Below are 23,488 nucleotides of genomic sequence, written 5' to 3'. Positions count from 1 at the left end.
GCCTTCAGCCCGTCCCGGGGGCACCTCCCAGCGGTAGCTGGGGGAGTTTGAGGACCGGGTCCGGGCAGCGCCCGGGGAACGGTGGAAGGGCGGGTCGGGGACAGGCCCCGCAGGGCCCGGGCTCACGCGGAGGACCGCTTGCGCGGGGGCGTTGCCTTCTTCGCGGTAGCGGTAGCCGCACCCGCCGAAGTGGTCTTCTTCGCCGCCGCCGGCTTCTTCTTCGCGGCAGCCGCCGACGCCGTCGACTTCTTCCCGCCGGCAGCCTTCGGCGCAGCCGGAGCCGCAGCCGGAGCCGCAGCCCCCGCCCCCGTACCCCCGGCCGCAGGCCCCCGCTTTCGACGGAGAGGGGTCACCTCCGCGACCTCCTCCGCCCGGCCGGGCCCCGTACCCCCGGCCCGAGACGCCTTCGCCGCCCGCACGCTGTTCTCCAACGCCGCCATCAGGTCGATGACTTGACCCCCGGTCGGCTCGGCAGCCGCCGCGGCCACCGTGCCGCCACCGGAACCACCCGCCTTCGCCGCGATCATCGCCTCCACCGCTTCGCGGTAGTCGTCGCGCAGCGAAGCCATCTCCACCTCCCCCAACGTCGCCATCAGCGCGTCCGCCAGGTCCAGTTCGGCCTCCCGTACCGATATCTTCCCCTCCGGCGCGACACCCTCCGGTACCCGGATCTCGTCCGGCCACAGCAGACCGTGCATCGCGATCACGTCGCCGACCACCCGCAGCATGCCCAGCCGTTCCCGCCCCCGCAGCGCGTACTTCGCGATGGCCACCTTCCGGCTCCGCTTCAGCGCCTCCCGCAGCAGGGTGTACGGCTTGGACGCCGTCGCCCCGTTCGCCGCGAGGTAGTACGCCGCGTCCATCTGCAACGGATCGATCTCATCGGCCGGCACGAACGAGACGATTTCGATCGTCCTCGCCGTCGCGATCGGCAGCTGCGCCAGGTCCTCGTCCGTGATGGGGATGACGGATCCGTCGGCTTCCTCGTACCCCTTGCCGATCTCGGCGGTCGGCACCTCCTCCCCGTCCAGCTCGCACACCTTGCGGTAGCGGACGCGTCCGCCGTCGCCGAGGTGGATCTGGCGGAAGGAGATCGAGTGACTCTCGGTGGCGTTCACGAGCTTGATCGGAATGCTGACCAAGCCGAAGGAGATCGCCCCGTTCCATATGGATCGCACGGTTCCTCCTGTTTCGTGGCAGTCTCATCGTATGACGCCGATCACGATGGTGGAGGGGCGTCGCATCGCGCTCAGCAATCTCGACAAGGTCCTGTACCCCGGGACCGGCTTCACCAAGGGCGAGGTGCTGCACTACTACGCCACCGTCGCGCCCTCGCTGCTGGCCCACGTCCACGACCGGCCGGTGTCGTTCCTGCGCTATCCCGACGGCCCGGACGGCCAGCTCTTCTTCACGAAGAACCCGCCGCCCGGTACCCCCGCCTGGGTGAAAACCACCCCGGTTCCCCGCTCCGAAGACCTGCGGGCCGAACAGGTGGTCGTCGCCGACATGGCCACCCTCATGTGGGCGGCCAACCTCGTCGTCGAGTTCCACACGCCCCAGTGGCCGGCCGGCGCCCCCGCCCTCGCCGACCGCCTGATCCTCGACCTCGACCCCGGCCCGCCCGCCACCGTCGTCGAGTGCTGCGCGGCCGCCCTCTGGCTGCGCGACCGCCTCGCCGCCGACGGGCTGCACGCCTGCGCCAAGACCTCCGGGTCCAAGGGCCTCCACCTGGCGGTCCCGCTGGAGCCGACCCCTTCCGAGCACGTGTCGGCGTACGCGAAGACCCTCGCCCAGGAGGCCGAGCGCGCGCTCCCCGACCTCGTGGTGCACCGGATGACCAAGGCGCTGCGCGCCGGGAAGGTCTTCGTCGACCACAGCCAGAACGCCGCGGCCAAGACGACGGCGGCCCCGTACACCCTGCGCGCCCGCGCCCTGCCCACCGTCTCCGCCCCGCTCGCGTGGGCCGAGGTGGAGGCCTGCCGGACTGCCTCCGACCTGCTGTTCCTCGCCGACGACATTCCGCCCCGGCTGGCCCGCGACGGCGATCTCTTCGGGCCCCTGCTCGACCCCGGACTGGCCGGGCGGCTCCCGTGATCACCGTCGCGCTCGCCGCCGCCGTACGGAGCCTGCCGCGCGGGCCGGGGCTCGCCTACGAGCCGAAGTTCGACGGCCACCGCCTCGTCGTCCTGCGCACCCTGGAGGGGGTGTCCCTCCAGGCCCGCTCCGGCCGCATCGTCACCGACGCCTTCCCCGATCTCGCCGCCGCGGCCCGGCAGTTGCCCGCCGGGACCGTGCTCGACGGGGAGGTGGTGGTCTGGCACGCCGGCCGCACCGACTTCGCACTCGTGCAGCGCCGCGCGGCGGCCGCCTCGGCCGCGCGTGCCGCCGTACTGGCGCACACCCTGCCGGCCTCGTACGCGGCCTTCGACGTCCTGGAACTCGCCGGGCTGGACCTGCGCGCCCGGCCGTACGAACGCAGGCGCGCGCTCCTCGTCGACCTGCTGCTGCCGCTGGGGCCACCGCTCCAGCCGGTGCCGATGACCACCGACCCGGAGCTGGCGGCGACCTGGTACGAGACCCTGCCCGCCAGCGGCATCGAGGGCCTGGTCGTCAAGCGGATGGACCAGGCCTACCCGGCGGGCCGGCGCGACTGGCAGAAGCTCCGCCACACCGACGTCCGCGACGCGGCGGTCATCGGGTACACGGGCACCGCGCGCCGCCCCCTCGCCCTGGTCCTGGTCCTGCCGGTCGGGGAGGGGGCCCCGCTGGTGTCGAGCCCGCTGACGGCGGCGCTACGGGCCGAGGTGGCGGCTGCGGTGACCGCCCGGGCCGGGGCGGTCGCGTCCGGGGCCGAGGGCTCGGCCGGGGGAGCCACGGTCACGGCCATCGGGTTCGGTGAGGTCCCCTTCCGCCCGCTGGACCCGCCGTTGACGGCCGAAGTCCGCCACACCTCGACCCGTCACCCGCCGCCGGAGGTGCTGCGACTGCGGACGGACCTGTGACCCGCGGCGGGCGGGTCACAGGCCGTTCGGGCCGGTGGTCGCGGGGTGGTCGCGGGGTCAGGCGTGCGCACCCCGTCCCGAGTCGGGCGGTGCTCCGGGCTGCGGGTGCGGGCCCGGCCCCTCGACGCGCTTGTAGCCGGACTCCCGTTGGGACCTGACCTCCTCCGGATGGCTTGAGGTGGTGGAGCCGAAGTTCCCGTAGCCCTGCATCTCGTGCGGGCGCAGGCCGCCCTCGGGGATCTCCACGGGGTCCCGCTCCTCGCGCACCTCGTAGACCGCGCCGCCGTTCGGCAGGTGGGGCTGGCTCTCGGGAGTGGGCGGCGGGGGTTCATTGGCCCGGACCCGCTGGCCGAGCTTGAAGCCGCCGAGGAGAACGCCGACCACGGCGATCCCGACGACGAGGAACCACGCGATGTTGGTCAGTGTTCTGTCCAACGCGAGGAAGGTCAGAGTCGTGTCCATACATCCTATTTTCCCGCATACCCCCCGTTTCTACCCGATCACCGTCTCGGCCGGTCGGGAAACGGCGGGGAATGGTGGGAAACGGTGGGAAACGGCAGGGAAGGGCGGGGAACGGCCCGCCCGGCTAGCCCTTGAGCGGTCCGTCCGCGTCGCGCACTCCGCGGACCTCCCGGCCCCCGAGCACCGCCAGGATCTCGGCGCAGATGGCCAGCGCCGTCTCCGCCGGGGTCTGACCGCCCAGATCCAGGCCGATCGGCCCGTGCACCGTCCGCAGCCGCGCCTCGCTCACTCCGGCCGCGAGGAGCCCCTCGTTGCGCCGGGCGGTCGTCTTGCGGGAACCGAGCGCGCCGACGTACGGAATCCCGAGCGCGAGCGCGGTGCGCAGCGTGGGCACGTCGAAGTCCGGGTCATGGCTGAGCATGGCGAGACAGGCGGCGTCCCGCCGAGCCTCCAGCAGCTTCTCCGCCTCCCCGGCGGAAACGACGGTGCTCACGTCCCACCCGAGCAGCCGGGCCTGTGCCTCGATGACCTCGGCCAGCTCCCCGGCCCCGCCGATGACCACGTACGGGGCCGACGGGTACGCCTCCACGAGCACCAGCCCGGAGCCCCCGTACAGCGCGTCCCGCCCAGGCCGCCGGCTCCGCAGCAGCTCCCCGGCCCGCCGCTCGGCGTCGGTGGAGGGCGTGTCCGCCCCCCGTACCACCACGCTGACGCCCCGGTCCGCCCGCTCGCTCAGCTGGGTCACGAGCGCGACCCCGACCCCCTGCCCCAGCAGCTCCCACCAGTCGGCGGGAATCGCGCTCAGCGGCTGCAGCAGCACCTCGGCCTGCCCGCCACACGTCAGCTTCGCCTCCACGGCCTCGCCGATCCCGACGGAAACCTCGCACACCCGCGCGGTCTCCCCGGGGCCCATGGCCGCGGCCTCCGCGGCCAGCTCGGCGTCGAACACCCCCCGGTACAGGGCCCCGACGCACTCCCCACGCGCATCCACGAGCACCGCCCCGGCCGGATCCCGTGGCCCGAACCCCTGCTCGGTCACGGGCCGGGCCAAGAACCCGGCCCGCCCCTCGGCCACCCACCGCCGCGCCGTCTCCACCAAGTCACGCATCCGCGCCGCCCCATCTCCATCGTCAGAGCACGCCACAAAGCACCAGGTCAGCGACACAGAGTGGCCTCAATTCCAACCTACGCATGCGAACCCCCCACCCCCACCCCTCAAAACCCACAGACCCACCCGCACATCCTTCGTACGGACCACCGGAACGAGGCCACGCACCTCGACCGAGCCGCGGATCCGGCCGGCGGGACGGTGTCCTGGGGCGGGGCGGCTCATCAGGGGCCGGTTCCTTCACTTCCCGAAGTAAAGGAACCGCAGGTAGCGGGAGGTCGAAAGGTTGCGCGCGTACCGCAGGAGTCTTTCCTGTGATTGCTGAAGGTGGTGCAACTCGCCTGCCAATGTTCTGAGTTCGGCCTGCTCGCGTTCATGGTCAAGGCGCCGGGCGTGCGATGTGTCCAAAGCGGACTGGTGATGCTCGGTCAGGCGTTCGCGTTCTACGGCGAGTTTGCGCCTGGCGTCTTCTCGCTTGCTCTCAACGTCGAGTTCGAGTCTCTGCTTGCGTGCTTCGATGTCCCTCTTCAGAGGATCGAAAAGATCTTTGATCTCCGCCAGCTGCTCCGGTCGTAGGGATACTGGACATGACTTCGTCGCCGCCGCTTCGCAGCTACGGCGCCAACCCATGAGGATTCTCGCCTTCTGCGGTCCCACACCGGTGACTTTGAGGGTCCGGCCGTCGGGGAGGACGAGCAGTGCGGCGGATCCGCTCTTGACGATCTCCACGGTGGTGAAGTCCGCGGCAGTGTGAATGCCGACACTTGCAAGCCTGGCAACATCACTCTTGGTGAGGGCGGAGAGACGGGCCTTTGTGATCGGGTAAAGCGGCAACTGTCGATCGACCCAGGGTTGTTGGAGGGGGCGGAGTATTTCCGAGACGGATTTGTTTTGTTCGATGGCCAGATCTAGCACCTCTTGGGCGAGTCGGTCCGCCTCGGCGATCCTTTCGGATTCAATGCGCGCGTACGCTTGATGAAGGCGGCGAGTCAGTTCCCGATGCTGATCGGAAATATCATTGGCGCGCTTTTTCTCCTCGGCGGCCCGGAGCGCCCGCTCTTGTGAAAGTTCCGCGTATTTGGTCGAGGCTTCTCTTGCCAGCGCCAAGAGTTGTTTCAGGCTCTGCTGTTCGTTGTGTAGTCCCTGTACCTCGCTGCGAATTGATCGGCTGCGAACCGAAAATCCTAGGAAGAGTGATCCCCCGACTGCGGCGGCGGCCACTGAAAGGCTGAATCCAAGAATTCCGAGTCCCCAGAGGATCGAAGGGATGAGGAAGCTCAGAAGCCCGAGCCATCCCAAGGCAGTTTCGCGTACACGCCTGCCACGAAACGCTGGCCCGCCACTCGGATACGTATAGCTTTGCTTGACGATGTCGTTTGAAAGGTGACTCTCGAGCCATTTCGGCCTGCCCGGCTCGACCTTGGTGGAGGCCTCTTCGGGTGTGTCGGGCAGTGCGACCTGTTGTACGACGGGGTTGATCGTGGAAATCAAGTCCGGTAGCTCGTCCAATGATTTCTTGGTCAGATCCCTCAAGCGACCGGCGAGACTCCTGACCGCAGGGTCGGCATGATGCAGCAGGGCGGGAAAATGCGCCGAGCTGGCGGGGTCCACAAAGTCGTCCTCGGCCAGGATCAGATACTCGCTGTGCGGGTCGTGCAACTGCGTCCACAGTGTTGGATCCGCGGCCAGTGACATGAGAGATGTATAGATCACCCAGGCTGAGAATCGATCCACGGTGGGGCCGAAGTCGTCGGCGCTGCGGAGCGGCGATTGATAATTTCGGTGCCCCGTTTCGATGCTTTGAAGGCCGGCGAGCGCGGGAACGTACAGGCCGTCGTAATCGACTAGTCTCAGGGTGTTATCGGGTGCTACCAGCAGATTTCCGTGCTGGAGGTCGCCATGTGATATTCCAGCATCATCGAGATCCTCGATGAGTGCTACAAACATCTTCGCCAGGTCGGTGATGGCTCGCTGGTTCTGGTGGTGAGATTCTAGCCAACGTGTGAGGTGGACCCCTTCGATCCATTCCATTTTCAGCAAGGGGTACCACCGGCCTTCGACGAGAATCCCTTCCGGCAAGTAGTTGAAGGCCATTTTCCAAGGCTGAGAGAGAGACCCGGAAGGAACGCCTGCGAGGTGCTCGCTGATTTCTCGGTACCGGTCGGCGTGATCGCTGACGTGTCTCGTGAAACACTTGATGGCGAAGCAGCGGCCACTGCGATCCGTGAGGGAAAATACTGTGGCGGAACTGCCGGATATGGGCTTCGGCATTCCGATGGCGTTCAGCGCTGGAGTGGCGCCCCTGAGATCAGGGTCTCGAAAGCATAGATGGGTGTCCTGAAGTGCTGTCGTGTACTGCATCCCACTTGGAAACACACAGGTTTTCGTAGCGTCCGACAGTGCTTCGGAGGGGGCGTCCATGTCCTCGTCACCCCCGGATGTCGATGTGTATGAACGTAACGTCGTCGTTGCGTAGGTTTCCGTCTGCGACTAGGGATGAGATCCAGGCTTGAAACTCGATTATGTCGGCAGCGCGGCTGAAAATCCTGAGCTGCCGCAGGCCTTCGTTGAATTCATCTGGAGTCCCGCTTTCGGATAGAGCGAGAAACCATGCAGCCAATGCGTCGGTCATCAGGAAGAGGTCATCTCCGCGACGGACGGTACCCTGCATGAAGCGCGTGTGCTCGGAAATCTGTCCGGTGCTGCTGTTGCGGCTCGCCAGGAGATCCGGGGTGAGGCCGAAATCGGTGGACGATTCGACTGGAAAACGTGTGACGATCTCGTTCTCTCGGATCTGGAAAAGGCATGAGTCGCCCAGCGCAGCCGCCTCCCAGAGCCCGGGATCGACCATCTCCTGAGTTTCGACTGTCTCTGCCGTTCCCAAAAGGTCGAGGCGAACCGCCAATAGCGTGGCGAAAGATCCGGATGCCAGCTTGACCTCGTCGTACCACTGCAAAGGACGTGTGCTGCGGGAGCGGCGTCGGGAATAGTCGACAACCCACGAGTCCCAACGCTCCAAGAGGTGATCGACGAGATGGGCGTAGTCGTCACCTCGCCCAGAGAGAGCCCGCGGGGCGTAGTAGGCGCTGTGGGCCGCATGCCAAGAAATCATGCCGGACCACACGCTCGCCAACATGCTCTCGGACGCGCCATCGGATATCGCTGCAACGATCGGTCCCGATTCCTGACCCCCTGTGGCGTTCGCTCCCTTGACGACGCAATATGCGTCCTCGCACTCGGCTTGGCTATTTCCCTCTTTAGGGATCATCAAAGCCGAAATGATGACTGACAGGGGGATCACCGGAGGTCGGTGGAACGGGTGCCGATGTCGAGGAACTGAATTACAGAGCTGATGTCGGCGTTGTAGACGAATCCCCGGGTGTCCTCGCCGACGCGATGCCCAAGCGATGCGGCGTAGGATCGCATATGGCTAGGCAGAATGCTTGACATGGCGAAGAGGAGACGCGAATAGGAATCGGGAAGGTTGCTGTCAGAATTGGGGAACGTTGCAGGATGGCTTCCGGCGCCAGATACGTGGAGGTTGAACAACAGGGCGTTGCCGTCCGCGGTGGTGTGGGTGCAGATTGAGGCCCCGGAGACAGTCGGGTCCCCGTCGGTCGATTCCCCGTCGGTCAGGTTGAGGACGATCGGAGGGAAGCTTCCCGGGTAGTCTGTCACCCATTTGGCGACCAGGTTATCGACGTATTGCAACGCACGGTTCATGGGAGTGCCGCCTTTGGCGGAAGGCTCCAGCCATACTGGAAAGCTGACTGCGGTTTCCACCAGTCCACCCGCGCCGTCAGGGACCTTCTTGGTTCGCTGGTCCACACGTGCCGGATTGTCCGCGATGTGGGACAGCGGGATGACATCCCGCTCGGCGAGATCGCCGCTGAACGCAGAGCCCACGGTGTGCCCATAGCCGATCACTGCGACCTGGAAATAGTCGCGGACCCCCGTTTCCTTGGCGCATTTGATGGTCAGTTCAAAGAGCAGCCGGTTGATGGCATCAGCGACGACCTCGGCCTTGGGCTGACGCATCTCTCCCCCGATGGGATTCGACATGGATCCGGATTGGTCCACGAGGAAGATGATGCATGACGGGTTGCTACGACTGATTTCTGCTGTATATGCCACGTCGGACTCCTCGACTCGTGAACAGGTCGGCTCAAGGTCATGTCCTGAAGGCGCACCTGACCCCCCGACAGGAGCTGCGATTCTAATGAACTCGGTGGCGGCCGGGGGCGGTACCTCCTGACTTTCACTCGGGGGCATGCTGCAGGAGGCCTCATCCATCGCCCTGAAGAGGGGAGTCGTCGTGCCGGACTTCCTCGTTCCGGCCAAAGCGGGCAGAGTGCTCCGTGGCATCTAAGGAGGGGCATGTCGCAGGAAGATGACGGGGCGGGCCGACGGCTGGCCAGATCTCTCAAGCGCCAAGCGGGCGAAGCAGAAGCGCAGTTGCTGGCCCGCCGGCGGGTCGACAGGAGCATTCGGTTCTGTGCGTCGATCGTCGGGTTCGCTCTCCTCGTCGCGGGTCTGGCATCCGCAAGTGCCTGGGGGAACACGGTCGTTGAGAGGGTCGACCTTGTCTGCGGAGTCCTCGTGCTGGCCTTTGGGGCAGCCGCCCTCTTCATCCGGCGCTGGGGTAGAAGCAACTCCCTCCCGTCCCTTGCAGAAGCGGAAGCGGTCCTGGAGAGGATCCGAGACGATCTTCGATGGACTGAAGCCGGCAACAGTGTTGCCAGCCAGATCAGTCAGAGCCTCTACAAGGCGGATATCTCTTCACTGATTACCCAGTACCAGGGAGACAGCGAGAAGTACCGCAAGGTCCACAACCGGCTTCAGTCGGCGATCATCGTCGGGTCGTTGTGCACCACTACGGTGGCGGCCCTGCAGGGAGCGATTCCTGCCGACCGCTGGATCACGGTGGGTCTCAGCCTGGTCGTCGGGCTTTCTGCCGGGTTCATGGGGTACTTCAAGTTTCGTGAACGCAGCTTCTACTTGCAGCAGACCGCTGACCTCATCGAGCAAGAGGTCAACGCGATGACCCTGGGGATCGCCGACTACTCCAATCTGAACCGGAGCGAGGCACTCGCACGTCTGGTGGAACGAGTGGAGTTCTTCCGCAACGAGCAGCGCCGTCGTCAGCAGCAGTTGGACCAGCCCGTTGAGAATCAAGTGGCCGGATCCGCCGAGTGGAGCGGTTCTTCGCCCGGAGGACACGCCTGACGAACCGAGGTCGGCGCCCGAAGGCGATCACCGACGCGGACACACATGGGCCCCACGCACGTCACGCGGGTGCCCTCAGGTGCATCTGAACGCACAAACGCGAAGACCCCGTCTCAGCGGACTCGCTGATGGCGGGGTCTTGGGCACTTCCTGCGAAGTGCCCCCGGCAGGATTCGAACCTGCGCACACGGCTCCGGAGGCCGTTGCTCTATCCCCTGAGCTACGGGGGCGCTGTCGCTGGTGTTGCTGCGACGGGTTGAACACTACCAGCTTCCGGACGGTGATCAGGAACGGATTGAGGGGGAGGGGGGAGTGGGTCGCCCGGAGGGGGTGGAAGTGGCAAAAACCCGGACGCGGGGGCCCGGGCCGACCTACTCTCGAGTTGTGTCAGGCACCTCGGGCCGGGTGCTTGTTGTCGACGACAACAAGGTCATCCGGCAACTGATCAAGGTCAATCTCGAGCTGGAGGGCTTCGAGGTCGTGACCGCGAACGATGGTGCCGAGTGTCTGGATGTCGTGCACGACGTGCGGCCCGATGTGATCACTCTTGATGTGGTCATGCCGCGGCTCGACGGGTTCGGGGCGGCCGCGCAGTTGCGGGCCGATCCGCGGACGCGGCACCTGCCCGTGGCGATCGTGAGCGCCTGCACGCAGTACGAGGTGGAGGCCGGCATCGCCGCCGGGGTGGACGCGTTCCTCGCCAAGCCCTTCGAGCCCGCCGAGCTGGTACGGGTCGTGCGGCGGCTCATCGAGCGCCGCGACCGGAGGGAGCGGAAAGGCACTCCCGCCGGGAGGGGGAGGGGCTGACCCGGACGGGGTGACCCGGAGGGGATCGTTGCCTCGGGTGGCGACCCCTCTGTTCACATGGCGAAACCGTTCGCGTGACGTGGGGGCTTCTCCCCTAGGCTGGTCACGTGACCCCCGCTGACCTCTCCCGTGCCGTCGTGCGCGCCGTGCGCTGCGCCGTCGAGGACGGGGAGCTGCCCGCGGGTGTGGTCGTACCCGAGCGGGTCGTCGTCGAGCGGACGCGGCCCGGGGGAGTGGGGGACTACGCCTCCCCCGTCGCGTTCGGGGTCGCGAAGGGTGCCGGAGTCGCGCCCCGCGGAGTGGCCGGGGTGCTGGCCCCACGGCTGGCGGTCCTTCCCGGGGTCGAGCGTGTGGAGATCACCGGCGCCGGGTTCCTGAATTTCGTGCTGGCGGCGAGTCCGGTGGGAGAGCTCGTACGGGGCATCCGTGCGCGCGGCGTGCGGTACGGGTTCGCCCCCGACGGGGAGCCGCGCGAGCGCTTCGTACGCGACGCCGTCCTGCGGATCACCCGTAGTCAGGAGGGCCAGGGCGGCCGGACGGGCGTCGAGCTCGCCCCCGTCGCCCCCGTCGCCCCCGTCGCCAAGAGGGACGGGGATGTCGTCGGCGTTTACGGACGCGATGCCGCCGTCTGGGCGATGCTCTGCGTGCCCGGACATGAGACTCCCGTGTTTCCGGCGTGGCTGTTGGTGCAGGACGAGTCCAGTGAGTTCTTCCGGGTGCGGTACGCCCACGCACGGGCCCGCGCGCTGACCCGTAATGCCGAGCAGCTGGGGTTCTCTGCGGATCCCGGTGAGCCCGGTGAGGTCGAGGGTGCCGGTCCGCTGCTCGCCGCCCTCGTCGACTATCCCCTCGTACTCGAAGCCGCCGCGCACCACCGGGCGCCCGAGCGGCTCGTGCGGCATCTCGTCGTGCTCGCCGACGCCCTGCTCGACTTCCAGTACCGCGTCCTGCCCAAGGGGGACGAGAAACCCTCGGCCGCCCACCGCGCCCGGCTGGCCCTTGCCGAAGCCGCCGGGACGGTGCTGGCCGGCGGCCTGGCCCTGCTCGGTATAGACGCACCCGACCACCTGTGATGCCTGTGATGCCTGTGACGTGCGTGTGATCCGATGTGATTCGACCGCGTTCCGGGTGATTTCCGGATGATTTGCGAAGAGAGAATTCGATGAGCCGTTCCGCGCACCCCGCCGGCCCCCGCCACGCCGACGTCCTGCCCGAGGGGCACTACTCCCCGCCGCCCGCCGACCTCAACGCGCTGGACGAGAAGGTCTGGGCCCGGACCGTGCGGCGCAACGACGAGGGCGTCGTGACCGTCGGCGGGATCGAAGTCACCAAGCTGGCCGAGGAGTTCGGGACGCCCGCCTACTTCATGGACGAGGAGGACTTCCGGGCCAGGTGCCGGGCCTGGGCGCACGCCTTCGGGCCGGGCGCCGACGTCTTCTACGCCGGGAAGGCTTTCCTCTCCAAGGCCGTCGTGAAGTGGCTCAGGGAGGAAGGGCTCAACGTGGACGTGTGCTCCGGCGGGGAGCTCGCCACCGCGCTCGCCGCCGGGATGCCCGCCCGGCAGATCGCCTTCCACGGGAACAACAAGTCGGCCGCCGAGATCACCCGCGCCGTCGAAGCCGGTGTCGGGCGGATCGTGCTCGACTCCTTCCAGGAGATCGCCCGCGTCGCGCACATCGCCCGCGAGCTCGGCGTGCGCCAGCCCGTGCAGATCCGGGTGACCGTGGGCGTCGAGGCGCACACGCACGAGTTCATCGCCACCGCGCACGAGGACCAGAAGTTCGGGATCGCCGTCGCCGACGGGTCCGCCGCCGAGGCCGTACGGCGCGTCCTGGGACACGACAGCCTGGAGCTGCTCGGCGTCCACTCCCACATCGGCTCGCAGATCTTCGACATGGCCGGCTTCGAGGTCTCCGCCAAGCGCGTGGTGCGGCTGCTGGCCGCCGTGCGCGACGAGCACGGGGTCGAGCTGCCCGAGATCGACCTCGGCGGCGGGCTCGGCATCGCCTACACCTCCTCCGACGACCCCCGCGAGCCCCACGAGATCGCCAAGGCCCTGCACGAGATCGTCGCCCGCGAGTGCGAGACCGCCGGGCTGAGCGCGCCGCGGATCTCCGTCGAACCCGGACGGGCCATCGTCGGGCCGACCGCCTTCACCCTCTACGAGGTCGGCACGATCAAGCCGCTGGAGGGACTGCGCACGTACGTCTCCGTGGACGGCGGTATGTCCGACAACATCCGTACGGCCCTCTACGACGCCGAGTACGCGGTCACCCTGGTCTCCCGCACCTCCGACGCCGAGCCCATGCTCGTCCGCGTCGTCGGCAAGCACTGCGAGAGCGGTGACATCGTGGTGAAGGACGCCTTCCTGCCCGCTGACCTGGCCCCGGGGGACCTCCTGGCGGTGCCGGCGACCGGCGCGTACTGCCGTTCCATGGCCAGCAACTACAACCACGCGCTGCGCCCGCCGGTGGTCGCGGTGCGCGACGGGCAGGCCCGCGTCATCGTCCGGCGCGAGACGGAGGAAGATCTCCTGCGCCTCGACCTCGGATAATGAAATAGGTGTCTCACTCAATGGACCGAGGGTGGAAACTGCTGTCCATTGAGTGAGACTGGTTCACACCCGGGGCGCAAACCGTTCCCCAGGTACTGATGTGAAGATCGAAAGGCGTAGGTCGAATGATGCGTACGCGTCCGCTGAAGGTGGCGCTGCTGGGCTGTGGAGTGGTCGGCTCAGAGGTGGCTCGCATCATGACGACGCACGCCGACGATCTGACGGCCAGGATCGGCGCGCCCGTCGAGATCGCCGGCGTGGCCGTGCGCCGCCCCTCCAAGGTGCGCGAGGGCATCGACCCGGCCCTCATCACCACCGATGCGACCGCGCTGCTCAAACGCGGGGACATCGACGTGGCCATCGAGGTCATCGGCGGGATCGAGCCGGCCCGCACCCTGATCACCACCGCCTTCGAGCACGGCATCTCCGTGGTCTCGGCGAACAAGGCGCTGCTCGCCCAGGACGGCGCCGCTCTGCACGCCGCGGCCGAGCAGCACGGGCTGGACCTGTACTACGAGGCCGCCGTCGCCGGCGCCATCCCGCTGGTCCGCCCGATGCGCGAGTCCCTCGCGGGCGACAAGATCAACCGCGTGATGGGCATCGTCAACGGCACGACGAACTTCATCCTCGACAAGATGGACTCCACCGGCGCGGGCTATCAGGAGGCGCTCGACGAGGCCACCGCCCTCGGGTACGCGGAGGCCGACCCGACCGCCGACGTGGAGGGCTACGACGCCGCCGCCAAGGCCGCGATCCTGGCCGGCATCGCCTTCCACACCCGGGTCCGCCTCGACGACGTCTACCGCGAGGGCATGACCGAGGTCAGCGCCGCCGATTTCGCCTCCGCGAAGCGGATGGGCTGCACGATCAAGCTGCTGGCCATCCTGGAGCGCGCCGCCGACGGGGAATCCGTCACCGCGCGCGTCCACCCCGCGATGATCCCGCTGACCCACCCGCTCGCCTCCGTGCGCGAGGCGTACAACGCCGTCTTCGTCGAGGCGGAGGCCGCCGGGCGGCTCATGTTCTACGGGCCCGGCGCGGGCGGTTCGCCGACCGCGTCGGCGGTCCTCGGCGACCTGGTCGCCGTCTGCCGCAACAAGCTCGCCCAGGCAACGGGGCCGGGCGAGTCCGCGTACACCCAGCTGCCGGTCAGCCCCATGGGGGACGTCGTCACCCGCTACCACATCAGCCTCGATGTGGCGGACAAGCCGGGCGTCCTCGCCCAGGTGGCGACCTGCTTCGCGGAGCACGGTGTCTCCATCGACACCGTCCGGCAGCAGGGCAAGGACGGCGAGGCCTCCCTCGTCGTCGTCACTCACCGTGCACCCGACGCCGCCCTCACCGGGACCGTCGAGGCGCTGCGGAAGCTGGACACCGTCCGCGGTGTGGCCAGCATCATGCGTGTTGAAGGGGAGTAAGGACCCATGACCAGCAATCGCACCCACCAGTGGCGCGGCATCATCGAGGAGTACCGGGACCGCCTGCCGGTGACGGACGCGACTCCCGTGGTCACGCTCCGCGAGGGCGGCACTCCCCTCGTCCCCGCGCAGGTGCTCTCCGAGCGCACCGGCTGCGAGGTACACCTCAAGGTCGAGGGCGCGAACCCCACGGGGTCCTTCAAGGACCGCGGCATGACCATGGCGATCACCAAGGCCAAGGAGGACGGCGCCAAGGCCGTCATCTGCGCGTCCACGGGCAACACCTCGGCCTCCGCGGCCGCTTACGCGGTGCGCGCCGGGATGGTCTCCGCCGTCCTCGTGCCCCGCGGCAAGATCGCGCTGGGCAAGATGGGTCAGGCCCTGATCCACGGCGCGAAGATCCTTCAGGTGGACGGCAACTTCGACGACTGCCTCGACCTCGCCCGCGCGCTGTCCGACAACTACCCGGTGGCGCTGGTCAATTCGGTCAACCCGGTACGCATCGAGGGCCAGAAGACGGCCGCGTTCGAGATCGTGGACGCGCTCGGCGACGCCCCCGACATCCACGTGCTGCCCGTCGGCAACGCCGGCAACATCACCGCGTACTGGAAGGGCTTCAAGGAGTACAAGGCCGACGGCCTGGCCTCCCGTACGCCCCGCGTGTGGGGTTTCCAGGCTTCCGGTTCCGCGCCCATCGTGCGCGGCGAGATCGTCAAGGAGCCGCACACCATCGCCACCGCGATCCGGATCGGCAACCCGGCCTCCTGGGACTACGCCCTCCAGGCCCGGGACGAGTCGGGCGGCTTCATCGACGAGGTGACGGACCGCCAGATCCTGGCGGCCTACCGCCTGTTGGCCGCGCAGGAGGGCGTCTTCGTCGAGCCCGCCTCGGCCGCTTCGGTCGCCGGCCTGCTCAAGGCCGCCGAGCTCGGACTGGTCGACCCCGGCCAGAAGATCGTCTGCACGGTCACCGGCAACGGCCTGAAGGACCCCGACTGGGCGGTCGCCGGCGCTCCGCAGCCGATCACCATCCCGGTCGACGCCGAGGCCGCCGCCGTGCGCCTCGGACTCGTCTGAGCCCGTACCCGGGCCCTGACATCCGGCAGTGGCCGGGTATCGGAGTTGCCGGATTCCGGAAGTCTTTCGAAGGCTGAGGAATCCGGCAACTCGGGCCGTACGGCACCGATAACCCCGCAGGAACCCGGTGCCGTCGGCGGTTCTGCCGACGGGCCCCCGCGACACGCGTCGTGCGCCCGCCGTGCGCCCTATGTCGGATGAGAACCTTCCTTCGATAGGCTGTACTTACATCCGCCGCCGCGCATATGTCCGCGGTGCTGCCCACAGGGCCTTCGGGTGTCGTACGTTCTCCAGTACATTCACAGCGAGCAAGCGAGCCAGCGAACATCTCGTCTCGCACAGTCACAAGGAGTGTCATCGGACGATGGCCGGTCCAGCGTTCCGCGCCGCCGCCGTACGGGTGCGCGTCCCCGCCAGCAGTGCCAATCTCGGCCCGGGCTTCGACGCCCTGGGCCTGGCCCTGGGGCTCTACGACGATGTCGTCGTCCGCGTGGCCGATTCCGGCCTCAACATCGACATCGCGGGCGAGGGTGCCGACACCCTTCCGCGGGACGAGAGTCACCTCCTCGTACGTTCCATGCGTACGGCCTTCGACCTGCTGGGCGGCCAGCCGCGCGGCCTGGAGGTCGTCTGCGCCAACCGGATCCCGCACGGCCGCGGCCTGGGGTCCTCCTCCGCCGCGATCTGCGCCGGCATCGTCGCCGCCCGCGCCGTGACCATAGGCGGAGAGGCCAAGCTCGACGACGCGGCGCTGCTGGAGCTCGCCACCGAGATCGAGGGCCACCCCGACAACGTCGCCGCCTGTCTGCTCGGCGGTTTCACCCTCGCGTGGATGGACGGCGGCAGCGCCAAGGCGATCCGCATGGATCCCGCCGATTCCATCGTTCCGGTGGTCTTCGTCCCCTCCAAGCCGGTCCTGACGGAGACCGCGCGCGGCCTGCTGCCGCGCACCGTCCCGCACGTGGACGCGGCCGTCAACGCGGGCCGCGCGGCCCTGCTCGTCGAGGCCCTGACCAGGCGTCCCGAGTTCCTGCTGCCGGCCACCGAGGACCGACTCCACCAGGAGTACCGGTCCCCGGCGATGCCCGAGAGCGTGGCGCTCGTGGCCCGGCTGCGGGCGGACGGCATCCCCGCGGTCATCTCCGGCGCGGGCCCCACGGTCCTCGCGCTGGTCGACAACGGCGCGGCCGACAAGGTCGCGCAGCTCGCGGGCGAGGGGTGGGCCGCCAACCGGCTCGCCCTCGACGCCGCGGGCGCGAGCGTACTTCCGCTGGGAACACAGGGCGGCTGAGAATTGCCGCGGGCGGTGGGACAGGGAAACCACCGCCGGTTCCCGAGGGCGGGCGGCCCGGGCAGGCCGCCCGCGCGGAAGGGTGCGATTGCCGGTGATTGAGAGGGGGAATATCTGTTGGATCCGGTAGTGTTAGTCTCAAGTGCGCATCCGAAGCCGCCATGGCTTGGTGCTCAGTGTCCCTATCAGGGACCACCTTTCTTCCGGGAGCCTCCCCGACTGCTTTGATCGCTGCCAGCAGTTTCGAGCACGCTCCGGAATCGGCGTGACATTCCCACGCTTTCAGCTCGGGGGCTTCTCGCCGGAACCACCCACGCACATGCACGTTTCTCTCCGCCGTATCTATACGGGCGGACCACCGCCCCGGCTGCAGTCCATGACCCATCGGGCAATGGACTGTCGTCGGACAGCACAACCGGTCGCCGAGCCAGACAGGCCGACGTCCGCTCCAGGGAAGGACCCTTCGTGAGCGACACCACCGATCTGATGGGCGCTGCCGACACCAATGTCGACACCAGTGCCCCCGCCGCGGGCGCAGCGACCAAGCGTCGCCGCTCCGGCACCGGCCTCGATGGCATGGTCCTGGCCGAGCTGCAGCAGGTCGCGTCGGGCCTCGGCATCAGGGGCACCGCGCGGATGCGCAAGGGCCAGCTGATCGAGGTCATCAAGGAGGCGCAGGCGGGCGGCAGCGCCCCCAAGGCAGCGGCCTCCGCGCCCGCCGACACCGCCGCCGAGGCCAAGCCGAAGCGCCGTGCCACCAGCAAGGCCCGTACGGGCGAGGCCGCCGAGGCCCCCGCCGAGAAGACCGCCGCGCAGGCGCAGATCGACATCCCGGGCCAGCCGGCCAGTGAGGACGCCCCGGTCGGCGAGCGCCGCCGCCGTCGTGCCACCGCCCCCTCGGGCAGCCCCGAGGGCTCGGCCCCCGCCGCCGTCGTGCAGGTCGAGCAGAAGACCGAGACCGCTCCGGCCGCCCAGGCCGAGGTCAGGGCAGAGGCCGCCACCGCCGTCTCCGGCCAGGCTCCGGCCCAGGAAGGCGAAGGCCGCGGCCGCCGCGAGCGCCGTGAGCGCGGCAACGAGCGCGGCGAGCGCCAGCGCGACCGCCGCGACCGCGGTGCCAAGGCCGACGACCAGGGCCAGGGCGGCCAGGGTCAGGGCCAGGCCCAGGCGGGTCAGTCCGGCCAGGCCGGTCAGGGCCAGGGCGGCGGCCGGCAGGACCGGACCGACCGTCAGGACCGCCAGCAGCAGGGCGGTCGCGGCCAGGGCCAGGGTCAGGGCCAGCAGGGCGGCCGTCAGGACCGGGACCGTCAGGACAACGGCCCGCAGGACGACTTCGACGAGGACGGCCGTCGCGGCCGCCGCGGCCGCTACCGCGACCGTCGTGGCCGTCGTGGCCGCGACGAGTTCGCGCCGGCCGAGACTCCGGTCGCCGACGACGACGTCCTGATCCCCGTCGCGGGCATCCTCGACATCCTCGACAACTACGCGTTCATCCGGACCTCGGGCTACCTGCCCGGCCCGAACGACGTCTACGTCTCCCTCGCCCAGGTCCGCAAGGCGGGTCTGCGCAAGGGCGACCACACCACCGGTGCGGTTCGTCAGCCCAAGGACGGCGAGCGCCGCGAGAAGTTCAACGCGCTCGTGCGCCTGGACTCCGTCAACGGCATGGCGCCCGAATCCGGCCGCGGCCGCCCGGAGTTCCAGAAGCTGACCCCGCTCTACCCGCAGGACCGGCTCCGTCTGGAGACCGACCCGGGCGTGCTGACCACCCGCATCATCGACCTCGTGTCGCCGATCGGTAAGGGCCAGCGCGGTCTGATCGTGGCCCCGCCGAAGACCGGTAAGACCATGATCATGCAGGCGATCGCCAACGCGATCACGGTCAACAACCCCGAGTGCCACCTGATGGTCGTCCTGGTCGACGAGCGTCCGGAAGAGGTCACCGACATGCAGCGGTCGGTGAAGGGCGAGGTCATCTCCTCGACCTTCGACCGCCCGGCCGAGGACCACACCACCGTCGCCGAGCTGGCCATCGAGCGCGCCAAGCGCCTCGTCGAGCTCGGCCACGACGTGGTCGTCCTGCTGGACTCCATCACCCGCCTGGGCCGCGCGTACAACCTCGCCGCCCCCGCCTCCGGCCGCATCCTGTCCGGTGGTGTCGACTCGACCGCGCTGTACCCGCCGAAGCGCTTCTTCGGTGCCGCGCGCAACATCGAGGACGGCGGCTCGCTGACCATCCTGGCCACCGCGCTGGTCGACACCGGCTCGCGCATGGACGAGGTGATCTTCGAGGAGTTCAAGGGCACCGGCAACATGGAGCTCAAGCTCGACCGGAAGCTCGCCGACAAGCGCATCTTCCCGGCCGTGGACGTGGACCCCTCGGGCACCCGCAAGGAGGAGATCCTCCTCAACAGCGAGGAGCTCGCCATCGTCTGGAAGCTGCGCCGGGTGCTGCACGCGCTCGACTCGCAGCAGGCCATCGAGCTGCTCCTCGACAAGATGAAGCAGACGAAGTCGAACGCCGAGTTCCTCATGCAGATCGCGAAGACGACGCCGGCCGGCAAGAACGACGACTGACGTCTCCCCGTAGCACCTGCCCGAACCCGACCGCCCCCGCCGCACTCGCGACGGGGGCGGTCGGGTCTTCCGGCCCGGGCCCCCGGTGCGACCTTTGCCACACTCCGTCCGCGGCCGAACCCGCCGCGGCCCTGCCGCGTCCCACGGTGAAACCGCAGGTAGGCGGCTCATTACGGGCTGTTTGTGCAGGTTGGTCCAGGGTGTCGGGCCGGTTTCGGGGTTCCGGGGGCCGTGGAACCCTGGGGGACTCACGCCCGTCTCTGTCAGAGGGATCAGGGGGCCGTACCGAGGACAGGCAGGCACAGGAAGCATGAGCCAGGACAGCAGGGGCCGAGGCCGCAGGGCCGTCGCGGGCCGACGGCGACGGAAGCCGGCCAAGCGCCGCAGGGCCGTCGCCATCGCCGCGTGGACCGCCGCCGGCGTGGTCGTCCTGGGCGGTACGGGGCTCGGCTACTTCTACTTCAAGCTCAACGGGAACCTGAAGACGGTCGACATCAACGCGGCCCTCGGCAAGGACCGTCCGCAGAACGTGGACAACGGCTCCATGGACATCCTCGTCCTCGGCTCCGACTCGCGCGGCGGCGCCAACGGCGAGTACGGCCAGGACGACGGCGGCTCCGCCCGCTCCGACACCGCGATGATCGTCCACCTGAACCAGGGCCACACGAAGGCCAGCGTCGTGTCGATACCCCGCGACACCCTGGTGACCCGGCCCGCCTGCAAGACGTCGAACGGCAAGACGGACCCGGGCGGCCCGCGCCGGATGTTCAACGAGTCGTTCACCGTCGGCGGGGCGGCCTGTGCGGTGGCGACGGTGGAGAAGATGTCGGGGATCCGCATGGATCACTACCTGGAAGTCGACTTCACGGGCTTCAAGAAGATCATCGACACCCTCGGCGGCGTCGAGGTGACGACCAGCAAGCCGATCAAGGACAACTACAGCCACCTCGATCTGCCGGCCGGCACCAACAGGCTGAACGGGGAGCAGGCCCTCGGCCTCGTCCGGACCCGCCACGGCGTCGGCGACGGCGGCGACCTCGGCCGAATACAGCTCCAGCAGTCCTTCATCAAGGCGCTGATCAAGCAGGTCAAGTCCATCGGCGTCTTCGACAACCCGAAGAAGCTCCTCGACATCGCCGACTCCGCGACCAAGGCGCTCACCACCGACAAGGCGCTGGGCGACGTGAAGTCGCTGATGGGCTTCGCCCAGGGCCTCCAGGGAATCGGTCCCGAGAACATGCAGATGGTCACCCTGCCGGTGACCGGGGACCTGCGGGACCCCAACCGCGTGGTCCCGCTCGCCAAGGAGTCCAAGATGGTCTGGGACGCCCTGCTGGCCGACCAGCCGGTCCCCGCCGAGGCCACAGCGAACTCGGCCGGCGACAAGGGCGAGATCGGCTCGATCGTCCATTAGTCGGGCGGACCGGCGAAACGCCTGGTCACAGTGGTTCCGCCCGGCCGCGGAATAGTTCGCGGGACCCTGCCGTTGAGGGAGGCGTCCTCAGAATTTTGACAGGCAGCCCGGTCCTGGCAGACTGGTCTGTCGGCCCCGGTTCACGCAGCGCGCAATTCGGCTCCTGCGACCCGGCGCCCTCCCGAATCTAGGAGACACCTTGAAGCGCGATGTTCACCCCCAGTACGTCGAGACCCAGGTCAGCTGCACCTGTGGCGCGTCGTTCACCACCCGTAGCACCCTGACCGAGGGCACCATCCGTGCCGAGGTCTGCTCCGAGTGCCACCCGTTCTACACGGGCAAGCAGAAGATCCTCGACACCGGTGGCCGCGTGGCCCGCTTCGAGGCCCGCTTCGGCAAGGCTGCACAGAAGTAGCGAGCCTCCGGCGCCGGTTTCCGGCTGCACCCTGTTGCTACGGGGGCAGCCGGACCGGCGCCTTTCGCGTCCCGCAGCCCCTTTCTTCACTTTCACCATCAGGAGCCCCCGATGTTCGAGGCGGTCGAGGAACTGATCGGCGAGCACGCCGATCTTGAGAAGAAGCTCGCCGACCCTTCGGTCCACTCGGATCAGGCCAACGCGCGCAAGCTCAACAAGCGCTACGCGGAGCTGACCCCGATCGTCGCGACCTTCCGTGCCTGGAAGCAGTCCGCCGAGGACATCGAGACGGCGAAGGAGTTCGCGGCCGACGACCCGGACTTCGCGGCCGAGGTCAAGGTACTGAGCGCACAGCGCGAGGAGCTCACCGAGAAGCTCCGCCTGCTGCTCGTACCGCGCGACCCCAGCGACGACAAGGACGTGCTCCTTGAGGTCAAGGCGGGCGCGGGCGGCGACGAGTCGGCCCTGTTCGCCGGCGACCTGCTGCGCATGTACCTGCGCTACGCCGAGCGCGTGGGCTGGAAGACCGAGATCATCGACGCCACCGAGTCCGAGCTCGGCGGCTACAAGGACGTCCAGGTCTCCGTCCGCACCAAGGGCGGCAACGGCGCCACCGAGCCCGGCCAGGGCGTCTGGGCCCGCCTGAAGTACGAGGGCGGCGTCCACCGCGTCCAGCGCGTTCCGGCCACCGAGTCCCAGGGCCGCATCCACACCTCCGCCGCCGGCGTGCTCGTCACCCCGGAAGCCGAGGAGGTCGAGGTCGAGATCAACATGAACGACCTCCGGATCGACGTGTACCGCTCCTCGGGCCCCGGCGGCCAGTCCGTCAACACCACCGACTCGGCCGTGCGCATCACGCACGTCCCGACCGGTGTGGTCGCCTCCTGCCAGAACGAGAAGAGCCAGCTCCAGAACAAGGAGCAGGCCATGCGCATCCTGCGCTCGCGCCTGCTGGCAGCCGCCCAGGAAGCCGCCGAGCAGGAGGCCTCCGACGTGCGCCGCAGCCAGGTGCGCACCGTGGACCGCTCGGAGAAGATCCGTACGTACAACTACCCGGAAAACCGGATCTCGGACCACCGGACGGGCTTCAAGGCGTACAACTTGGACCAGGTGCTCGACGGGGACCTCGACGCGGTCATCCAGGCCTGCGTCGACACGGACTCCGCCGCCAAGCTGGCGTCCGCGCACTGACCCGTGCGTGACCCGGCCTGACCTGCCCGACCCGCGCAGTACCCCGTAGGACCCCCCGCACCGAACCCCGTACGACAGCAGCCCGGAGGACCAGCGTGAACTTGCTGCTTGCCGAGGTGGCCCAGGCCACCCAGCGGCTGGCCGCCGCCGGCGTGCCCTCACCGCGCTTCGACGCGGAGGAACTCGCGGCCTTCGTGCACGGCGTCAAGCGGGGGGAACTGCACCACGTCAAGGATGCGGACTTCGACGCCCGCTACTGGGAGGCCGTCGCCCGCCGAGAGGCGCGCGAGCCGCTCCAGCACATCACCGGCCGCGCCTTCTTCCGGTACCTGGAGCTCCAGGTCGGGCCCGGGGTGTTCGTGCCCCGGCCCGAGACCGAGTCGGTCGTGGACTGGGCCATACAGGCCGTCCGGGCGATGGACGTCGTCGAGCCGCTGATCGTGGACCTGTGCACCGGATCGGGCGCCATCGCGCTCGCCATGGCGCAGGAGGTGCCGCGCTCGCGCGTGCACGCCGTGGAGCTGTCCGAGGACGCCCTGCGGTGGACCCGCAAGAACGCCGAGGGCTCGCGGGTCACCGTCCACCAGGGCAACGCGCTCAGCGCGCTGCCGGAGCTGGACGGGCAGGTCGACCTGGTCATCTCCAACCCGCCGTACATCCCGCTCACCGAGTGGGAGTACGTGGCCCCCGAGGCCCGGGACCACGACCCCGAGATGGCGCTCTTCTCCGGCGAGGACGGCCTCGACACCATCCGCGGCATCGAGCGCACCGCCCACCGGCTGCTGCGGCCCGGCGGCATCGTCGTCATCGAGCACGCCGACACCCAGGGCGGCCAGGTCCCGTGGATCTTCGCCGAGGAGCGGGGCTGGGCCGACGCCGCCGACCACCCCGACCTGAACAACCGGCCGCGCTTCGCGACCGCTCGCAAGGCCATGCCGTGACCGGCATG

General features: G+C 68.8%; 20 protein-coding genes and 1 tRNA gene. 14 read left to right on the top strand and 7 right to left on the bottom strand.

What is annotated here, in order from left to right; genetic code table 11:
- Positions 1-122 precede the first annotated feature (122 nt).
- The gene (locus ACFXDJ_RS16525) at positions 123-1,178 is read right to left on the bottom strand and encodes a Ku protein (protein ID WP_384656281.1); all 1,056 of its coding nucleotides are present in this window, start codon (positions 1,176-1,178) and stop codon (positions 123-125) included.
- A 31-nt stretch (positions 1,179-1,209) separates the two neighbouring features.
- Here ACFXDJ_RS16525 and ligD point away from each other — a divergent pair, with 31 nt between their 5' ends.
- On the top strand, positions 1,210-2,094 hold the full coding sequence (ligD, locus tag ACFXDJ_RS16520) for a non-homologous end-joining DNA ligase (RefSeq protein ID WP_384656284.1): 885 nt from the start codon (positions 1,210-1,212) through the stop codon (positions 2,092-2,094).
- Complete coding sequence (locus tag ACFXDJ_RS16515) at positions 2,094-3,002, top strand: ATP-dependent DNA ligase (protein ID WP_384656318.1); 909 nt, start codon at positions 2,094-2,096, stop codon at positions 3,000-3,002. Before ligD ends, ACFXDJ_RS16515 begins: the two co-directional genes overlap by 1 nt.
- A 57-nt stretch (positions 3,003-3,059) precedes the next feature.
- Here the strand turns inward: ACFXDJ_RS16515 and ACFXDJ_RS16510 are convergent, their stop codons facing one another.
- The 5 genes from ACFXDJ_RS16510 to ACFXDJ_RS16490 form a co-directional block, all read right to left on the bottom strand.
- Positions 3,060-3,464, bottom strand: coding sequence for a DUF6479 family protein (locus ACFXDJ_RS16510; protein WP_384656286.1), 405 nt, complete (start codon positions 3,462-3,464; stop codon positions 3,060-3,062).
- A 124-nt stretch (positions 3,465-3,588) separates the two neighbouring features.
- Positions 3,589-4,572: an XdhC family protein gene (locus ACFXDJ_RS16505; protein ID WP_384656289.1), complete on the bottom strand. Its 984-nt coding sequence runs from the start codon at positions 4,570-4,572 to the stop codon at positions 3,589-3,591.
- 240 nt (positions 4,573-4,812) lie between these two features.
- Positions 4,813-6,666: an AarF/UbiB family protein gene (locus tag ACFXDJ_RS16500; protein ID WP_384656292.1), complete on the bottom strand. Its 1,854-nt coding sequence runs from the start codon at positions 6,664-6,666 to the stop codon at positions 4,813-4,815.
- Between the two features lie 334 nt (positions 6,667-7,000).
- Positions 7,001-7,873: a hypothetical protein gene (locus ACFXDJ_RS16495; protein ID WP_384656295.1), complete on the bottom strand. Its 873-nt coding sequence runs from the start codon at positions 7,871-7,873 to the stop codon at positions 7,001-7,003.
- On the bottom strand, positions 7,870-8,706 hold the full coding sequence (locus tag ACFXDJ_RS16490) for a vWA domain-containing protein (RefSeq protein ID WP_384656298.1): 837 nt from the start codon (positions 8,704-8,706) through the stop codon (positions 7,870-7,872). The genes ACFXDJ_RS16495 and ACFXDJ_RS16490 overlap by 4 nt, the downstream gene beginning before the upstream one ends.
- A gap of 243 nt (positions 8,707-8,949) precedes the next feature.
- Between ACFXDJ_RS16490 and ACFXDJ_RS16485 the strand changes: the two genes are divergently transcribed.
- Complete coding sequence (locus ACFXDJ_RS16485; RefSeq protein ID WP_384656300.1) at positions 8,950-9,798, top strand: DUF4231 domain-containing protein; 849 nt, start codon at positions 8,950-8,952, stop codon at positions 9,796-9,798.
- Between the two features lie 158 nt (positions 9,799-9,956).
- On the opposite strand, the gene ACFXDJ_RS16480 is transcribed toward ACFXDJ_RS16485, so the two are convergent.
- Positions 9,957-10,028: transfer RNA gene (locus ACFXDJ_RS16480), tRNA-Arg, on the bottom strand.
- Positions 10,029-10,134: 106 nt separating this feature from the next.
- Between ACFXDJ_RS16480 and ACFXDJ_RS16475 the strand changes: the two genes are divergently transcribed.
- From ACFXDJ_RS16475 to prmC, 11 genes are all read left to right on the top strand, one after another.
- Positions 10,135-10,605, top strand: coding sequence for a response regulator (locus ACFXDJ_RS16475; RefSeq protein ID WP_384656320.1), 471 nt, complete (start codon positions 10,135-10,137; stop codon positions 10,603-10,605).
- Between the two features lie 107 nt (positions 10,606-10,712).
- Positions 10,713-11,678, top strand: coding sequence for an ArgS-related anticodon-binding protein NrtL (gene nrtL / locus ACFXDJ_RS16470; protein WP_384656303.1), 966 nt, complete (start codon positions 10,713-10,715; stop codon positions 11,676-11,678).
- An 89-nt stretch (positions 11,679-11,767) separates the two neighbouring features.
- Positions 11,768-13,159 carry a diaminopimelate decarboxylase gene (gene lysA, locus ACFXDJ_RS16465; protein ID WP_384656305.1) on the top strand — a complete coding sequence of 464 codons (1,392 nt, stop codon included), beginning with the start codon at positions 11,768-11,770 and terminating at the stop codon, positions 13,157-13,159.
- Positions 13,160-13,284: 125 nt separating this feature from the next.
- Entirely contained in the window at positions 13,285-14,577 is a 1,293-nt protein-coding gene (locus ACFXDJ_RS16460; protein WP_384656308.1) for a homoserine dehydrogenase, read from the top strand.
- A gap of 6 nt (positions 14,578-14,583) precedes the next feature.
- The gene (gene thrC, locus ACFXDJ_RS16455) at positions 14,584-15,654 is read left to right on the top strand and encodes a threonine synthase (RefSeq protein WP_384849300.1); all 1,071 of its coding nucleotides are present in this window, start codon (positions 14,584-14,586) and stop codon (positions 15,652-15,654) included.
- A gap of 364 nt (positions 15,655-16,018) precedes the next feature.
- Entirely contained in the window at positions 16,019-16,945 is a 927-nt protein-coding gene (thrB, locus tag ACFXDJ_RS16450) for a homoserine kinase (RefSeq protein WP_384656313.1), read from the top strand.
- Between the two features lie 465 nt (positions 16,946-17,410).
- Positions 17,411-19,519, top strand: coding sequence for a transcription termination factor Rho (gene rho, locus ACFXDJ_RS16445; protein WP_384849297.1), 2,109 nt, complete (start codon positions 17,411-17,413; stop codon positions 19,517-19,519).
- A gap of 310 nt (positions 19,520-19,829) precedes the next feature.
- A complete protein-coding gene (locus tag ACFXDJ_RS16440; protein ID WP_384663401.1) occupies positions 19,830-20,933 on the top strand; it encodes an LCP family protein in 1,104 nt (367 codons plus the stop codon).
- A gap of 199 nt (positions 20,934-21,132) precedes the next feature.
- Positions 21,133-21,348: a 50S ribosomal protein L31 gene (gene rpmE / locus ACFXDJ_RS16435; RefSeq protein ID WP_254384240.1), complete on the top strand. Its 216-nt coding sequence runs from the start codon at positions 21,133-21,135 to the stop codon at positions 21,346-21,348.
- A 111-nt stretch (positions 21,349-21,459) separates the two neighbouring features.
- Positions 21,460-22,539, top strand: coding sequence for a peptide chain release factor 1 (gene prfA / locus ACFXDJ_RS16430; RefSeq protein ID WP_384663403.1), 1,080 nt, complete (start codon positions 21,460-21,462; stop codon positions 22,537-22,539).
- A gap of 95 nt (positions 22,540-22,634) precedes the next feature.
- A complete protein-coding gene (gene prmC, locus ACFXDJ_RS16425; protein WP_384663405.1) occupies positions 22,635-23,480 on the top strand; it encodes a peptide chain release factor N(5)-glutamine methyltransferase in 846 nt (281 codons plus the stop codon).
- Positions 23,481-23,488 lie beyond the last annotated feature (8 nt).

The organism is Streptomyces sp. NPDC059443 (assembly GCF_042750105.1).
Taxonomy (GTDB): domain Bacteria; phylum Actinomycetota; class Actinomycetes; order Streptomycetales; family Streptomycetaceae; genus Streptomyces.
This window is presented reverse-complemented; position numbering and strand designations above follow the sequence as displayed.

What these genes read in the sequence shown, in the direction of transcription:
- lysA (WP_384656305.1), top strand. Translation starts at nt 11,768, where the DNA reads ATGAGCCGTTCCGCGCACCCCGCCGGCCCCCGCCACGCCGACGTCCTG.
- ACFXDJ_RS16510 (WP_384656286.1), bottom strand. Translation starts at nt 3,464, where the DNA reads ATGGACACGACTCTGACCTTCCTCGCGTTGGACAGAACACTGACCAAC.
- ACFXDJ_RS16485 (WP_384656300.1), top strand. Translation starts at nt 8,950, where the DNA reads ATGTCGCAGGAAGATGACGGGGCGGGCCGACGGCTGGCCAGATCTCTC.
- thrB (WP_384656313.1), top strand. Translation starts at nt 16,019, where the DNA reads ATGGCCGGTCCAGCGTTCCGCGCCGCCGCCGTACGGGTGCGCGTCCCC.
- prfA (WP_384663403.1), top strand. Translation starts at nt 21,460, where the DNA reads ATGTTCGAGGCGGTCGAGGAACTGATCGGCGAGCACGCCGATCTTGAG.
- ACFXDJ_RS16440 (WP_384663401.1), top strand. Translation starts at nt 19,830, where the DNA reads ATGAGCCAGGACAGCAGGGGCCGAGGCCGCAGGGCCGTCGCGGGCCGA.
- ACFXDJ_RS16505 (WP_384656289.1), bottom strand. Translation starts at nt 4,572, where the DNA reads ATGCGTGACTTGGTGGAGACGGCGCGGCGGTGGGTGGCCGAGGGGCGG.
- ACFXDJ_RS16500 (WP_384656292.1), bottom strand. Translation starts at nt 6,666, where the DNA reads ATGGCCTTCAACTACTTGCCGGAAGGGATTCTCGTCGAAGGCCGGTGG.
- ACFXDJ_RS16460 (WP_384656308.1), top strand. Translation starts at nt 13,285, where the DNA reads ATGATGCGTACGCGTCCGCTGAAGGTGGCGCTGCTGGGCTGTGGAGTG.
- thrC (WP_384849300.1), top strand. Translation starts at nt 14,584, where the DNA reads ATGACCAGCAATCGCACCCACCAGTGGCGCGGCATCATCGAGGAGTAC.
- ligD (WP_384656284.1), top strand. Translation starts at nt 1,210, where the DNA reads ATGACGCCGATCACGATGGTGGAGGGGCGTCGCATCGCGCTCAGCAAT.